Annotated in this window: 8 protein-coding genes; all 8 read left to right on the forward strand. The window is 63.5% G+C overall.

Features of this window, described 5'->3' with window-relative positions; all coding sequences use genetic code 11:
• Position 1: 1 nt before the first annotated feature.
• The 8 genes from DWY51_RS01090 to ruvB all read left to right on the forward strand — a co-directional run bounded on the left by DWY51_RS01090 (position 2) and on the right by ruvB (position 16,206).
• Positions 2-3,667, forward strand: a complete 3,666-nt coding sequence (locus DWY51_RS01090; protein WP_117769523.1) for a UvrD-helicase domain-containing protein — start codon at positions 2-4, stop codon at positions 3,665-3,667.
• Positions 3,668-3,842: 175 nt separating this feature from the next.
• Positions 3,843-7,646: a DNA polymerase III subunit alpha gene (gene dnaE / locus DWY51_RS01095; protein WP_117769525.1), complete on the forward strand. Its 3,804-nt coding sequence runs from the start codon at positions 3,843-3,845 to the stop codon at positions 7,644-7,646.
• 28 nt (positions 7,647-7,674) lie between these two features.
• Positions 7,675-11,139 carry an SNF2-related protein gene (locus tag DWY51_RS01100; RefSeq protein WP_117769527.1) on the forward strand — a complete coding sequence of 1,155 codons (3,465 nt, stop codon included), beginning with the start codon at positions 7,675-7,677 and terminating at the stop codon, positions 11,137-11,139.
• 150 nt (positions 11,140-11,289) lie between these two features.
• Entirely contained in the window at positions 11,290-11,652 is a 363-nt protein-coding gene (locus DWY51_RS01105; protein WP_055285739.1) for a desulfoferrodoxin family protein, read from the forward strand.
• Between the two features lie 117 nt (positions 11,653-11,769).
• Entirely contained in the window at positions 11,770-13,755 is a 1,986-nt protein-coding gene (locus DWY51_RS01110; RefSeq protein WP_158556880.1) for a hypothetical protein, read from the forward strand.
• Positions 13,756-13,997: 242 nt separating this feature from the next.
• Positions 13,998-14,519 carry a crossover junction endodeoxyribonuclease RuvC gene (ruvC, locus tag DWY51_RS01115; protein WP_022095142.1) on the forward strand — a complete coding sequence of 174 codons (522 nt, stop codon included), beginning with the start codon at positions 13,998-14,000 and terminating at the stop codon, positions 14,517-14,519.
• Positions 14,519-15,139, forward strand: a complete 621-nt coding sequence (ruvA, locus tag DWY51_RS01120) for a Holliday junction branch migration protein RuvA (RefSeq protein ID WP_117769531.1) — start codon at positions 14,519-14,521, stop codon at positions 15,137-15,139. The genes ruvC and ruvA overlap by 1 nt, the downstream gene beginning before the upstream one ends.
• A complete protein-coding gene (gene ruvB / locus DWY51_RS01125) occupies positions 15,139-16,206 on the forward strand; it encodes a Holliday junction branch migration DNA helicase RuvB (protein ID WP_117769533.1) in 1,068 nt (355 codons plus the stop codon). Before ruvA ends, ruvB begins: the two co-directional genes overlap by 1 nt.
• Positions 16,207-16,313: the final 107 nt, after the last annotated feature.

Here is a 16,313-nt window from a genome sequence, read left to right on the forward strand (position 1 = left end):
CATGGATCTTTCGACTTTGATGCCGCAACAGCTGCAGATTGTCAAAACGCTCGACCGTCCGCTGTTTGTCTCGGCGGGCGCCGGTTCGGGCAAGACCTTTACCCTCACGCGCCGCATCGTCTACGCGCTCTCGCCCGAATCAGGTCCGTTCGTTGAGCATCTGGACCAGGTGCTCGCCATTACCTTTACCAAAGATGCCGCGGCCGAGATTCGCGACCGCGTGCGCCGTGCGCTTATCGACGAGGGCATGGACGAGGAAGCACTGACCGTCGACGACGCGTGGATCTCGACCATTCACGGCATGTGCTCGCGTATCCTGCGCGCGCATGCGCTGGAGCTGGGTATCGACCCCGAGTTCACGGTGCTCACCGATACCGACGAACTTATGGACCAAGCTGTTGAGCATGTGTTGGCCCGCGCGACGGCGCCCGATGCCGCCCCCGAGCTCGCGGCATCGCTCAAGGCCCTCTATGCCTGGTATCCCATGGCGGGCGAGGGCGGCCCCTTTGGCACCGGCACGACCATCAAGGGCCTGGTGCGCGACCTGCTGGAGCTGTCGAGCCAGTTGCCGGGCGGTATGGACGACGTGTGCGTGGCGCGCGGCCAGGCCGATACCTCGGCACTTGCCGATGCCTATCGTGCGGCGCTGGGCGCAAGCAAGGCCGCGACCGAGAAGGCGCAGACGGCGCTCGATGCCATCGACGCGTTCGAGGCGAGCGGCAAGACCATGGCCGATGCGGCGCGACTCATGATGTCGTGCACCATGCCGCGCGCGAGCAAGGCGTTCCCCAAGGAGCAGGTCGAGCTGCTCAAGGCGGAGGCTGCCGATGCATTTATCAATATCGTGCTTGCCTGCGGTGGCCCGGCGCTCGATGCGCTGGTGGGCTTGGCCCGCTCTGTAGAGGCTGAGTACCGCGCGCTGAAGGCTGCCCAGTCTGCCCTCGACAACAACGACCTGCTGCGCATGGCCTACGAGGCCCTGCGCGATTACCCGGCCATCCGAGTGGCATACGAGAGCCGCTTTAAGATGGTCATGATCGACGAGTTCCAGGATACCGACCAGATGCAGGTCGATCTGATCTGCTACCTGACGGGTGCGGGGGAGCGCGCGCTGTGCACCGTGGGCGATGCACAGCAGTCGATCTATCGCTTCCGCGGCGCCGAGGTCGAGGTGTTCCGTCGCCAGGAGCGCAAGGTAGGCGCTTCGGGCGCGGCGGCAGCTGCCAGCACCCCGGGCGCCGTCCTCGCTTCGTCCGAGGTGTCGGCCTCGTCCGGGGCACCGGCCGGTGAACTCGTCAAGCTCGTGCGCAACTTCCGCAGCCATGACGAGGTGCTGCGTTACGTGGCGCGCGTCTTCGATGGCGATGACGGCGGCCTGATGCAGGGCTTTTTGGATCTTGAGGCGAGCGACGGCCGCAAGGACACGCTGGTGGCAGACGCCTCGCGTCGCCAGGCCCTCTTTGTTGCCGGCGGCAGTACGCAGGAGCGCACACAGGCCAAGGCCCGTGCGATCGCCGAGCGCTTCCGCGCGCTTGCCGATGCCGGCCAGCCCCAGGGCGGCATGGTGCTGCTGCTGGGCCGCATGACCAACGCCGACGTCTACGCCCAGGCCTTCCGCGACCAGGGGCTCGACTGCGTCATCGCGGGCGGCTCGGTCTTTGCCCAAGCAGCCGAGGTGCAGACGGTGCGCGCCCTGGTTTGTGCGCTCGCCAATCCGGCCGATACGGCGCAGGGCCTTATGCCGCTGCTCGCCTCGCCGATGTTTGCACTCGGCGCCCAGGAGTTCCTGGCGCTGGCGACCAAACTCGACGATCAGACGGGCGAGACGTCGCGCCGCAACATCGATGCGGGCATCATGAGCGATTCCGATGTGCCGGGTTTGCAAGACTTGCCGCTCGTGACGCGCGCCCGCGAGGTGCTGCGGTATGCGCTTCGTCGCGTTGGCCGCGATTCGTTCGCCGCCATCGCGCGCGACGTGGTCAACGCCTCCGGCTGGTTTGTACGTCTGGCACAGCGTGGTCCCGAGGGCAAGGCCATTGCCGCCAACGTGCTCAAGGCGCTCGATGCCGTGGCCGAGGCGGAGGCCGAGTTCGGCAACTCGCCGCGTTCCATCGCGCTGGCCTTCGACCGCTTCTTGGCGGGCAAGGAAGCCCCGGGTGCCCTCAACGAGGGGGGCGACGGCGCGGTGCGCATCATGACGGTGCATGCCTCCAAGGGTCTGGAATATCCGGTCGTGGCGGTCGCCGAGTGCTTTGGCGTGCGTAAGTCCTCGGGTGCGGCACAGATGGGTCGCGTCGAGGGCGGAGCACAGGTCGTGGCACTGCCGGCACGTTTCGACGGCGTTAAGCTCGCCGACGGTACCTTTGTGAAGGGCGACGACGTCAAAAAGCAGTTTGAGCATGCGTTTAAGGGCAAGGGCACGTCGCTGTGGCTGCCGCCGGAGCTCATGGAGGACGTCTGTGCGACGGGCTCTCCCGCCGAGGCATTTGCCCGCCTGCGCAACGACGACCTGCGGCTTTCGCTCGAGGAGCGGGCCCGCTTGCTCTACGTTGCCATGACGCGTGCGCGCGAGCTGGTGATCTTGGCGATGGATGCTGGCGTGAGCCGTGGCAAGCTGTGCGCGCCGACCTTCGATGTCGAGACCGATCTGACCTACGACGTGCTGCGCCGTATTTTGCCGACCGACGCTCTGGACATGCCGCAGCTCGATGCCGACCGCCTGGTGTTCGACAACTCCCAGCCGGGCGACTACGAGCTCATTTCGCTTTCGGACTTTACCTTTGGCGAGCAGGCGTTTGAGGCCAACGCTTCGCTGGATGCCGAGGGCAGGCTTGTTCGTGGCGATGCCGATGCCGCCGATAATGCTGCGCGCTCAACCGTCCCCGGTCCTGCCGACCCCAAGCCCGATTCGTTTGAGCTTGTGTATTCCCAGGCAGTGGGCGTGCGCATGGGCATCTGTCCGTATCCGATGCGTGATTCGTATAGCTACTCGTCAATCGCCGCGGCGCTCCATGCCGAGACGGAAGATCGTGCCGCCGAGGCACACGTGCCCATGGACGAGGCCGGCGATGATGCGGAGTCGGATGGCTCGGAGATGACGGATGCAGACGTGGCTGCCGTTGAGCCCGCCGGCAACCCCATGGCGCTGGGCTCGGCGTTCCATGCCGCCTGCCAGTGGCTGATCGAGATGGGTGCCGATGCGCTGCCCGCTGAGCGTGCCGATGCGCTGGCGCGCCTGTGGTGCCTGACGCCGGAGCAGCGTGAGCGCTTCGACGTTGCCCTGGACCGCTGGCTCAAGTCGGCTGTTCGTGCCGACTTGCTCGCGTGGCCGTGCGTTCGCGCCGAGGTGCCGTTCTTTTCACTGGGCTGCGAGGACGAGGACATCGCTCGCTACGGTGCTTATGCCGAGGGCGCCATCGACGCTTTGGCGACGAACCCGGCGGATTCGTCATGTGCGCTGGTCATCGACTACAAGACGGGCGGCGCGCCGGACGAGACGCCGGAACAGCTGCAGGAGAAGCACGCCCTGCAGGCGCGCGTCTACGCCGACGTTCTGCGCAGGGCGGGCTTTGAGGCTGTGACCGTCAAGTTCGTTCGCGTGGAGCAGGCCGATCCGACTCTCTTCGTCAATCCCGCCGAGCCCCAAGTAGTCACCTACAATCTCTAGCCCTCAGATAGCTTGCGGTGGAATAGTTCCTGTATTGCGGCCCAGATGGCCCAAGCGGGAACTATTTCACCGCAACTCAAGAGGAGCCGTGTGGGTTTGGCTAGGTTCGGGTGCTGTCCGTGCCGTGGGGTAAAATCGTTCAGTCAGAACACGAACCCGCATCGGAGCTCATCACATGGCATTCGTCCATCTGCACAACCACACTGTCTTTTCCATGCTCGACGGCGCAACCCGTATCCAGGATATGGTCAACCGTGCCGTTGAGCTGGGCATGCCCGCCGTGGCCATTACCGACCACGGCTACATGTATGGCGTGCCCGACCTGGCGCTGGCCTGCGACGCCGTCAACCACAACACGCCCGAGTACAAAACCTGGAGCCACGACAAGGCCTTCCTGGAAAAGGACCGCCGCGACGAGCTGGTGGAGCCCGATCCCGAGGAAAACCCGCGCGAGCATGCCCAGTATGTGAAGGACATGGCCATGTGGGACGAGAAGGGCAACATCGACGAGCTCAAGCCGCCCCTGGTCATCAAGCCCATCTTTGGCTGCGAGGTCTACTTTACGCCGGACGAGACCCTTGCTCGCGACCACAAGCCCGAGCTCTACCACATGATCCTTCTGGCCAAGGACCAGGAGGGCTACGTCAACCTGATGCAGACGGTTTCCGAGGCCGCCGTGCAGGGCTTTTACTACAAGCCGCGCGTGACGCTCGACAACCTGCGCCGCCACGCCAAGGGCATGATCTGCACGAGCGCCTGCATCGCGGGCATCATCCCCAAGTACATCGACCGCGGTGACATGGAGGGCGCCATCAAGTGGGCCGAGACCTTCCGTGACACCTTCGAGCCCGGCGACTTCTACATCGAGATCCAGGAACACGGCATCACCACCGACAACGGCCTGACCGACGAGCAGATGGACCGCACGCTCATCGACATCGCCAAGCAGGTGGGCGTCAAGGTCATCGCCACCAACGACTTCCACTACCTGCGCCGCGAGGACGCGCCCGTGCAGGACGTCATCATGTGCATTGGCATGAACGCCAAGGTCGACGACCCTAACCGCATGCGCATGACCGGCTCGGAGTTTTACATGAAGACCGAGGAGGAGATGCGGGCGATGTTCCCGTATTGCCCCGAGGCCTGCGACAACACGCTCGAGATCGCCGACAAGTGCTACGTTGAGCTGGACTGGGACTCCATCATCCTGCCGCGCTTCCCGTTGCTCGATCCCGGCGAGACGCACGAGAGCCAGTTCCGCCGCGAGTGCGAGAAGGGCCTGCGCCAGCACTACGGTGACGACTGGGCCACGCGCGAGATCGGCGGCGTCAACATCAAAGAGCGCTTTGAGTACGAATACAAGGTCATCTGCGACAAGGGCTTTGCCGCCTACTTTTTGATCGTTGCCGAGTACGTGCAATGGGCCAAGGACAACGGCATCGGCGTCGGCCCCGGCCGTGGCTCGGCCGCCGGCGCTATCGTCGCCTACGCCATGAACATCACCGCGTTCGACCCGCTCGAGAACGGCCTGATGTTCGAGAGGTTCCTGTCCCCGCAGCGTACCGAGATGCCCGATATCGATATGGACTTCGACGATGAGCGGCGCCTCGAGGTCGTGGAGCACGTTCGCCAGCTCTACGGCCCCGAGAAGGTTACCCACGTCATCACCTACTCGACCATTAAGGCCAAGCAGGCCATCAACGACGCCGCGCGCGTCCTGGACTACCCGGTCTACATGGGCCAGCGCCTGTCCAAGATGGTCTCGAGCGACCCCAAGGTCAAGCTCAAGCAGGTGCTCGAAAAGCAACCCGGCAAAGAGGATCTGTTTAACCCCGACTTTGCCGAGGCCTATAAAAAGGACGACGACGCCCGCCGCATCATCGACACGGCGCTCTCGATCGAGGGCCTTACCCGTGGCGAGGGCGTGCACGCGTGCGCCGTTCTGATTTGCCGCGACCCCGTCAACGAGCACGTGCCCACCAAGCTCGATACCAAGGGCGGCGTCGAGATTACCCAGTACGAGGGCCATACCGTTGCCGACATGGGCCTGCTCAAGATGGACTTCCTGGGTCTGCGTACGCTGACGGTTATCTCCAAGGCCAAGGCCAACATCAAAAAGAACTTCGGCATCGACATCAAAGAGGAAGAGATTCCCTTTGACGACCCCGAGATCTTTAAGCTCATGGGCTCCGGCCACACCGCCGGCGTCTTCCAGGTCGAGTCCGCCGGCATGACGGCCACGATCAAGAACATGAAGCCCACCGAGTACAAGCACGTCGTGGCATTGATCGCTCTGTACCGCCCGGGACCGCTGGGCGCCGGCATGGTTTCGTCCTATATCAACCGTATGAACGGCAAGGAACCGGCTGTCTCCTACGACGACCGTCTGGACGACATCCTGGGCGAAACCTACGGCACCATGGTCTATCAGGAGCAGGTTATGCTCATCTCCGTCGAGATGTGCGGCTTCTCCAAGGGCGAATCGGACTCGCGTATCCGTAAGCCCGTGGCTAAGAAAAAGATCAAGCTGCTCACGTCGACGGTGCTCCACTGGGAGGATGGCTCGGACGAGACCACCTACGACCACTGGATGAACGGCGCTATCAAGAACAACTACACGCGCGAGGTCGCCCAGAAGATTTGGGACGATGTTCTTGAGTTCGCGTCCTACGCCTTTAACAAGTCGCACTCCGCCGGCTACGCCATCCTGGTTATGCAGACGGCGTGGCTCAAGGCGCACTATCCGCACGAGTACATGGCGGCCGTTCTGACGTCCTATACGGGCAAGACCGACAAGATCGTTCACTACGTCTCGGCGTGCCGTCACGACGGCATCCCCGTGCTGTCGCCAGATGTCAACGAGTCCGGTACTGAGTTCACGGCTACCAAGGAGGGCGTGCGCTTTGGTCTGGCCGGCATCCGCGGCGTGGGCACCGGCGTGGCGCAGGCGATTATCGCCGAGCGCGAGGCGGGCGGTCCGTTTAAGACGCTGCACGACTTTGTCGAGCGCGTGGACTCGAGCCAGGCCAACCGCCGTGTGATCGAATCGCTCATCAAGGCAGGCGCCTTCGACTCCACGGGGTATCCGCGTCGCCAGATGATGCACTTTGTGGATAAGAACAACCCTGAGAACATCATCGATGCCGCGGTGAAGCGCCAGAAGGATCGTGCGAGCGGCCAGACGTCGTTCTTCGACATGTTTGGTGATGTTGAGGGCTCGGGCTTTGAGGTGAGCGTGCCCGATCCGGATGGCCAGGAGTGGGACCGCCACCTTAAGTTGAGCCAGGAGAAGGAGGTTCTGGGCATCTATGTCTCGGACCACCCGCTGCGCCCGTTTGAGTATGCGCTGGCCAAGGCACGCGACTTCTCGTTCTCGCAGATCGACACTGGCTACGAAGTTCAGAATCCTACGGGCGGTACCATCAACCAGGAGATTCCCGAGGGCAAGGCGCTGTGGTGGGCCGGCATGGTCTCGAGCGTGTCCAAGCGCGTGACCAAAAACGGCGACCCCATGGGCATCGTGCAGCTCGAAGACATGGAAGGCGAGGCCACGGTCGTGGTGTTCCCCAAGACCTACAAGGAGGCCGAGGGGTATCTGTATGGCGAGGTCGATCCCGAGACCGGCGCGCAGCTGTCCGACGCGTTTGTGCGCATTAAGGGCAAGCTCGAGCGCTCGGACCGCGGCGACCAGATCATTGCGCAGGAGATTGTGCCGCTGGAGCTTAGCGAGGAGAAAAACAAGCCCAAGGTCTTTGAGGTCATGGTGCCCAACAGCCGATTTAGCCAGGGCAATATGGCGCGCCTGGCCACGGTGCTCACCACCAACCCGGGCGGCGACCGCGTGGAGATCTTTATTGAGCAAGTCGACGGGCGCGTGCTGCGTGCCGAGGTGCCGGCCAAGGTCAATGCACGCTCGATTCCGCTGCTGGCAGAGGCAAAGGCCATCGTCGGCAACCAAGGCCGCGTGACGGTTATCTAAGCTACCCCGGGTGAGATTGGAGGAAGTGATGGCGCAGGGGACGTTTGTGCAGGCGCTCCGGAAAGAGGCGGCGCTGAGTGGCACCTTTATGAAGGGGCGTTCGCTCATGCTCAACGGCGCCGTGCTGTCGATCGAGGACAGCGGCTCGCGCTTCTCCAAAAACGTGACGGTTGAGGGCTCGGTGCGCGGTTCGCGTGGCGACCTGTACAAGACGCGCGTGGCGCTCGACATGGACGAGCACGAGGTGATCGACTACGACTGCGATTGCCCCGCTGCCTATCGCTACCCCGGCATGTGCAAGCACGCTATTGCCACGGCTCTGGCGTATTTGGATGCCAGCGGCGCCGAGCCCGTCGAAGGTTTGCGCACGCCGGTCCGCACGTTTGCGGCGCAGCCGAAACAGCCCGCGCGCAACGCGCCCAAAGCGCCGGCCGTCAATCCCAACTTTCCCTTTCCGGCGCCCGTCCCCACGAGTCCCAGCCTCATGGCGGCGCTCTCCGATCTTTCGGACGCGCGCATGGATGAGCTGGCGAGCATGCGCCGCAAGCTCGCCGGCAGTGTGGATCCCGATGCCCCCAAGGCGGTGTTGGAGCCCTCGCTGGTGCCGTATTACAATCCACTGTTTGCCGAGCGCTTTAGCTGGGCGCTCGAGCTTCGCATTCGCTGTGGATCGGTCTCCTACGTGGTCAAGGACATCGACGGCATGGCCGATGCCTACGTGCGCGGCGGCACCTTCTCGTACGGCAAGAAGCTCACGTTTGTCCATACGCCCGAAGCCTTCGAAGACGTGTCGACAAAGCTGCTCAACCTTGTCGTGACGACAGTTGCCTATCTCGATGACATCACAAGCTCGCGTTCGGCGTCGTACGACTTTGCCCGCAGCGGTTTTGTCGCCGAGCGTCAGTTGCCGCTGTCCGAGCATAGCATCGTATATGTGCTGGACCTGTTGCGCGGCCAGACCATCTCTTTTGAGCCCGCCTGGTCGCGGGGGACGACGACGCATCGCACCTATGACGTGGCGGTTGAGATGCCTCCGGAAGGGGAGGACGAGGCGCTGTCTGAGCGCCCACCGCTCCTTGCCGCCAAAATCGCGCCGGCGGCTGGTGGCAGCTACGATCTACGCCTGCCGGCCGATGCATACTGCTTTGCTTCGGGCGACGTTGCCTATCTGGTCGACACCCGCCGTGCGCGCCGCGCCGATGTAGCGTTTGCCCAGCATGCGGCGCCGTTCCTATCGCGCTTACTGCCCTGTCGCACGCCGATCCATATCGCTGTCGACCAGGTGGGGGAGTTCTGTCGTATGGCGCTGCCCATTTTGCGCGACTATACCGACCTTACCGCGCCCGCCGCGCTCGATACCGTGGCGCCCGAGCCGAGCTTTGCTATGGCGATCGGCGTCGACGATGGGCTTGTGACCTGCAAAATTACGGTTGCCTACGGCGACTGGTCGGCAGATCTCTTTAGCCTGGGCGCTCCGGGCAGCCCCTTCGAAGAGCAACGCCCCGGCGTGCCGCCCCGCGACGAGGTGGCAGAGTTTCGTGTTATGGACACGGCGGCCCTGTACTTCGATTTCTACGAGGGCGGTCTGGCGTTTGAGGAGCGCGATGACGAGAGCTTGTTCTGCCTGCTGACCGAGGGCCTGTCCGCCCTGTCCGAGCTGGGTGAGGTCATGCTCAGCGACCGTCTGCGCCAGATTTCGGTGCGACCCGCGCCCAAGCTCTCGGTTCGTGCGACCGTCAAGAGCAATCTGCTCGACGTCGAACTGGGCGCGAGCGGCCTTTCGGCGTCAGACCTTGCCATCTACCTCGACTCCTACAAGCGTCACCAGACGTTTGCGCGCCTTACGTCCGGCGACATCATTCGTTTGGACGAGGGTGCCCGAGCCGCGTTTGGCCTTGCCGAGGATCTGGGGGTCGATGCTGTTGACCTGCTCGACGGCGTGTCGCTTCCCGCGTCGAGCACCCTGTTCGTCGATAGCATGCTCGCGCGCACGCCCGCGCTCGAGGCCGATCGCGACGCTGCGTTCCGCCGCACCGTCGAGCGCTTGGATACGCTCGGCAAGATGGACTTTACGGTGCCGGCATCGCTCAAGGCAACGATGCGCGGCTACCAGGTCGACGGATACCAGTGGCTCGGCTCGCTCGAACACCTGGGCCTTGGCGGCATCTTGGCCGACGACATGGGCCTGGGCAAAACGCTGCAGATGATCGCGCATATCCTGGCGCGCGTGGAAGCGGGGGACATTAAGCCCACGCTTGTGGTGTGCCCTGCGTCGCTCGTGTACAACTGGACTGCCGAGCTGGAGCGCTTCGCCCCGTCGCTCGATGTGTGCGCCATCGTGGGCGCCAAGGCCCAGCGTCGCGTGCAAATCGCCGGCGTGGCCGAGCATAACGTGGTCGTGACGTCGTATGACCTTATGCGGCGCGATATCGACGAGTACGTCGAGCAGGACTTTGCCCGCGTGGTACTCGATGAGGCCCAGTACATTAAAAACCCGCTCACCCAGGTGGCGCGTGCCACCAAGCGCCTGCCGGCCGGCGTGCGCTTTGCCCTGACGGGCACGCCCATCGAAAACCGCCTATCCGAGCTCTGGAGCATCTTCGACTTTTTGATGCCGGGCCTACTTGGCACGCGCGAGTCGTTTGCCAAGCGCTTCGAAAGCCCGGTCGAGCATGCCGAGGGCGACAGTGCCGCCCGCCTGCAAGCGCTCGTGTCGCCGTTTGTGCTGCGCCGTGTCAAGGAAGACGTGGTGGCCGACCTGCCCGAGAAGATCGAGGATACGGTCATGGCGCAGCTTACCGGCGAGCAGCGCAAGCTCTACCTGGCCAACCAGGACCGCATCGCCCAACAGGTGCAGCACCGCGAGTCATCCGAGTTTAAGAAAGACAAGCTCAAGGTGCTCGCCGAGCTCACCAAGCTGCGCCAGATCTGCTGCGACCCGCGTCTGCACTACGAGGATTACAAGGCGGGGAGCGCCAAACTCGATACGTGCATGGAGCTCGTGCACGGCGCACTCGACGGCGGGCATCGCATCCTGTTGTTCAGCCAGTTTACGGGTATGCTCGATATCATCGGTAAGCGCTTGGCCAAGGAGGACATCGACTTCTTTAAGCTCACGGGCGCTTCGTCTAAGGAGAGCCGCGCCAAGATGGTCGCGCAGTTCCAGGAGGGCGAGGTTCCGGTCTTTTTGATTTCGCTCAAGGCGGGCGGCGTGGGCCTTAACCTGACGGCTGCCGACGTGGTCATCCACTACGACCCGTGGTGGAACGTGGCGGCGCAGGACCAAGCAACTGACCGTGCACACCGTATTGGCCAGCAACATACCGTGACCGTGTACAAGCTCATCGCCAAGGACACGATCGAGGAACGCATTATGCGGATGCAGGAGTCTAAGCGCGACCTGGTCAACAGCGTACTCGGCGGCGACGGCATCTCGTCGGCACTGTTCACGCGCGAGGATGTTCTGGCGCTGCTCGGCGGCGACGGGCGTTAACCCGCTCGGGTGAGGCCGCCAGGGCGGATAGCCCGCGCTGTCCCATCGTCCCCGCTCGTTATGTGTTCATTTGCAATGCCGTGGATGGTTTGTCTGCCTTTGGGCATAAGAACCATCAAGAACATTGGCACATCAGCAAAGGAGAACATCATGGCGAAATTCTTTAAGGACCCCGACGGCAAGCTCATCGCTGCCCTTGGCGACGACGTTGCGACCCCTGCCGGTTGCACGGAGCTGACCGCAAACACTGAGGACGCGGCGCATGAGAAGCACGTGCCTGTTGTCGAGACCGAGCGTGACGGTCACGTGATTCGCGCCCGAGTTGGCTCGGTCGAGCACCCCAGCCTGCCCGAGCACTACATTGAGTGGATCGCCCTTGAGGCCGAGGGCCGCTTAGAGGTCCATTACCTTGAGCCCGGCATGAAACCCGCGACGTTTTTCGCGGGCGGCTCCAAGACCGGTACCGTCTATGCCTACTGCAACCTGCACGGGCTGTGGTCCGCGACATTCTAGGAGCGCGCCCCCGCTCGGGGTATCATAGCTAGCATATGCACATGCAAGCGCCGGCTGCATTATGCGGCCGGCGCTTTTACTACGATTTCGATGGTTTACGACGGAAAGGGCTGGGCCATGAAGCTCGCGCTTGCACAGATCGATATGCGCCTGGGTGATATTGAGGGCATTTGCGGCCGCATTGAGGACCAGGCTCGTCTGGCCCACGAGCGCGGGGCGCGCGTGCTGTGCGTTCCGGCTCCGCTCTTTATGGGCGCCATGCCCGGTGGCCTGGTGGGCGCTGCCGACTTTGAGCACGACATGCTTGCCGGCTTGACTGGTGTCGCCGAGCGTATCCAGGAGCTTGACATGATCTGCATCGTGCCCGCGGCGGTTTCGTTTGAGGGCCAACCGCTGCTCGACTACATGATGCTCAAGGACGGTCATGTGGTGCCGGCGCGTTCGAGCATTGCCTTGCAGCGTGGCGAGAACAACGACACGCGTTGGGCGCCGCCGGTGTTCGACGTGGACGGCGTGCGCATCGCCGTAATTTTTGACTTGGACCGCGAACTCGAGATGTTGCCGACCGGTGTTGACCTCATTGCGTATTTCCAATTCAACGCGTTTGACATGACCGACCGCGAGACTGTTGCCATTGCCGCCGTTCGCAGCGGCGCCTACCGCAAGGTCGCCTCCAAGCGCAGCGTGTGGTTTGCCTGCATGGCGCCGGTCGGTGCCTATGACGAGTCGGTGTATACCGGCGGTTCGTTTGTGCTCGACGACTGCGGTCGCGTGGTGGCCCAGGCGCCGTGCTTTGAGGAGAGCCTGCTGGTTCAGGAGATTCAGCGCGGCGTGATGCTCGATGCCCTGGAGGATCACGAACTGCCCGAGTTCCGTTCCGAGGAGTGGCTGTGGCAGGCGCTGGTGCTCGCCGTGCGCGACAACGCCCGAGCCCACGGTGCGTCGCGTGCTGTGGTGGCACTCGAGGGTGACTTGCCGTCGTCCCTGCTGGCGGCGCTGGCCGTCGACGCTCTGGGCCCGCGCAATGTGATTGGCCTGGTGCTGGGGCGCAACCGTATCTTTACGCCGGCGCAGGAAGAAGCCGAGGCTGCCCGCTGTGCCGCCGTCCGCGCCATCGCCGAGCGTCTGCACATTCGCACCGTCGAGCGCGATGCACCGGATGCGGCGCGCGTGCTCGATCGCGACGTGTCGGCGGGCGATGCCGAGCGCCTGCGCTCGCGCACGCTGGGCCTGATGCTGGAGGATACGGCGCTCGAGCTGGGTGCGATGGCGCTGAGCCCGCTGTCCAAAACCGAGTACGCGCTGGCGGCGCCGGCGCTTTGCGGCGGCTACCAGGGCGACTTTGCGCCCTTTGGCGATGTGTACCTGTCGACGCTTGAGTTTGTGGCGCGTGTGCGCAACCGCACGTCTGCCGTGGTGCCCCAAGAGCTCGTGACGCTCAACGCAGTGGAAGATTGTATGGAGCGCGTGCTGGCGCAGGCGCTCTCGACGCTCGACGGTCCGGTCGATATGCTCGACCGTGCGGCACAGCTGCTCGGCGGGCTTGAGCCGGGTGAGGTCGATGGCGCGCTCGAGGCGCACGTGGACCGCAATCGATCTTTCGACGACATCCCGATGGCCGCTGGCAAGCCTGAGGCCTGCTCGCTGCTGCTGATGCTCGTTCGACAGGGTGAGGCTGCCCGCCGCATGTTGCCGATGGCGCCGATCGTCTCGGCCCGTTCGTTTGCCGAGCGTGCCTGGCCGTATATGCTCGCGTGGTCCGACCTGGGGCTTAACGGCAAGGAGCGTATGACGGTCGATTCGCTGGCGCGCGCCGAGGTGCGCCGTTTTGCTGACGAGGATACGAGCGAGCGCGTGCGAAACGAGATGATGGGCGTGCTGGGCGAGCTACTGGGTATTTCGCCCGAGCAAATGGAGGAGCTGCGCTCTGAGGACGGTCAGCGTCGTTTACACGAGGGAATGAAAAAGTTCGAGGGCGAGGTTCAGGACGCCATCGATAAGATGATGGGCGGCCAGGGTGGCCCGCAGGGTGGGCCCCAGGGTGGCCCGATGCCGCATCCGCCGGTTGATCCCCGACAATTTCCGTTCTTCTCTCAGAACTAGGTCGCTGCGCGCCCGCCAGAGCGGCAATCTGCCTTTCAATCGTCGGACATGACCGCCAGGTCAATGCCCTCCTCTTTCAAGGCACCTTGCTCGCTCTGGCGGGCGCTCGCTTGCGTATACTCAACCTACAATTCGATCTCGGCTGACTTATAGGGCTAGCGTTGTGTTATTCTAGAACAGACGTTCGTGAATGATGCGCGGGGCCTTGTCTTGCGCTGTGCTTGTGGCGAGGGGAGGTCGGCTTGGTTATCTTGGGCATTGACCCCGGTTTGGCTCATACGGGTTGGGGGATTATCGAGGAGCGGCGTGGCGAGGTTCGCTGCCGTGCCTATGGCTGCATCGAGACCAGTGCCGGAAGTCCGCTCGCGGTGCGCCTGTCGCATATCGCCCATGACCTTAAGGATGTCGTTGAGCGTTATCGACCCGACACGGCTGCTGTCGAGAGCATCTACTTTGGCGCCAACGTTCGTTCGGCCATCCCCACGGCGCATGCCCGCGGTGCTGCACTCGTCGCACTTTCGGAATGCGCGCTCGAGATTGGCGAGTACACGCCCATGCAGATCAAACAGGCTGTGGTGGGCACTGGCGCCGCGGACAAGCGGCAGGTCGCCTACATGGTACGCACACTCACACAGCTCGATCACGACCCGCATCCCGACCATGCCGCCGATGCCCTGGCCTGCGCCATCTGCCACGTAAACCTCAGCCGCACCCGCGCCCTCACCGGTGGCGAGTTCTATCAACAGAGAGGAACCGGATACTGATGATTTCCCAGCTCCACGGAACGCTTGTCGAGGCCACGATGAGCTCTGCTGTCGTCGATGTGTCGGGCGTTGGCTTTGAGCTCGGCATCTCGGGCAGCACTGCGGCCACGTTGCCGACGCCCGGCGGCGAGGTCCGCCTCTACACGCGTATGCAGGTGCGCGAGGACGCCATGACACTTTTCGGTTTTTCCTCAAAGGATGAGCGCACGATGTTCGACCGGCTCGTGTCCGTTTCGGGCGTTGGCCCGCGCCTGGCGCTCGCCGTGCTTTCCACCTATACCGTGGGGCAGCTGTATTCGCTGGTGATGGCCGAGGACGACAAGGGCATGGCCAAGGTACCCGGTGTGGGCAAAAAGACAGCTCAGCGCCTGATCCTGGAACTCAAGAGCACCTTTGCCAAGGATAAGGGCTTTGTGCCGGTCGACGTGATTCCCGGCCAGGTTGCGATGCCGGTTCCCGCCGCCGCTCCTTCGGCGATCGATGATGCCCGTGCGGCGCTCCTTTCCATGGGCTTTAGCCTGCAGGAGACCGATGTTGCCCTGAGCGGGTATGATGGGCAGAATATGCGTGTCGAGGATCTGCTCGGCGCGGCGCTTAAGCGACTCGGAATGGATGCGTGATGTGGGAAGCCGATGACTCTCAGGACCTGTGGGCGACGCCCGGCAACTCGCCGGCGGCATCCATGGCGCACGGCGAGCGCATGGTGGGCTCGGAGCTGACGGCCGAGGACCTCGATGTCGACCGCACTTTGCGCCCCCAGCGCCTGGACGATTACTGTGGTCAGGAGCACATCAAGCAGAGCCTGCGCGTGTTGATCGAAGCGGCGCAGAGCCGTGGCGAGACGCTCGACCACGTGATCTTCTCGGGTCCTCCGGGCCTGGGCAAGACCACGCTGGCCACCGTTATCGCCAACGAGCTGGGCGCTCAGATCAAGACCACGAGTGGCCCTGCCATCGCGCGCACGGGCGACCTGGCGGCCATCCTTACTAACTTGCAGCCGGGTGATGTGCTGTTTATCGACGAGATCCACCGCCTCAACCGTTCGGTCGAGGAGGTCCTGTACCCCGCGATGGAGGACTTTGCCCTCGATATCGTGATTGGCAAGGGTCCGGCGGCGCGCTCGATTCGCCTGGATATTCCCAAGTTTACGCTGGTAGCGGCAACGACCCGCTCAGGCATGTTGACCGGCCCGTTGCGCGACCGCTTTGGCATTTCGTATCGCCTGGATTACTACACGGTCGAGGAGCTCGCGCAGATTGTGACGCGCTCGGCGACTATCCTGGGCGTGACGATCGACCATCCCAGTGCACTCGAGATCGGCTCGCGTTCGCGCGGCACGCCACGTCTTGCCAACCGCCTTCTCAAGCGCGTGCGCGATTACGCACAGGTGCGTGGCAGCGGCCCTATCGAGCTCGATATCTGCCGCCAGGCGCTCGAGTTCTTCGAGATCGACGAGCTCGGTCTGGACTGGATGGATATTCGTATCTTGGAGACGCTTGCCAAGACGTTCTCCGGCCGTGCTGTAGGCCTGACGACCCTTGCCAGTGCGGTGGGCGAGGACCCGGGCACGCTCGAGGATGTCTATGAGCCCTATTTGCTGCAGTGCGGGTTGATGATTCGTACGCCGCAGGGCCGTCAGGCAACCCTTCGCACCTTTGAGCACCTGGGGATTGAACCTACCGTTTAGGGCGCTTTGTTTTGGCGGGCTGTTGGGCTATCGCTGGGCATCGGGTAAACATATCGCCGTTCATCGGTTATGGGCGTTTTACTATTGCGCGCCCGTGCTATGCTGAA

The organism is Collinsella sp. AF25-2LB, from assembly GCF_003458415.1.
GTDB lineage: Bacteria > Actinomycetota > Coriobacteriia > Coriobacteriales > Coriobacteriaceae > Collinsella.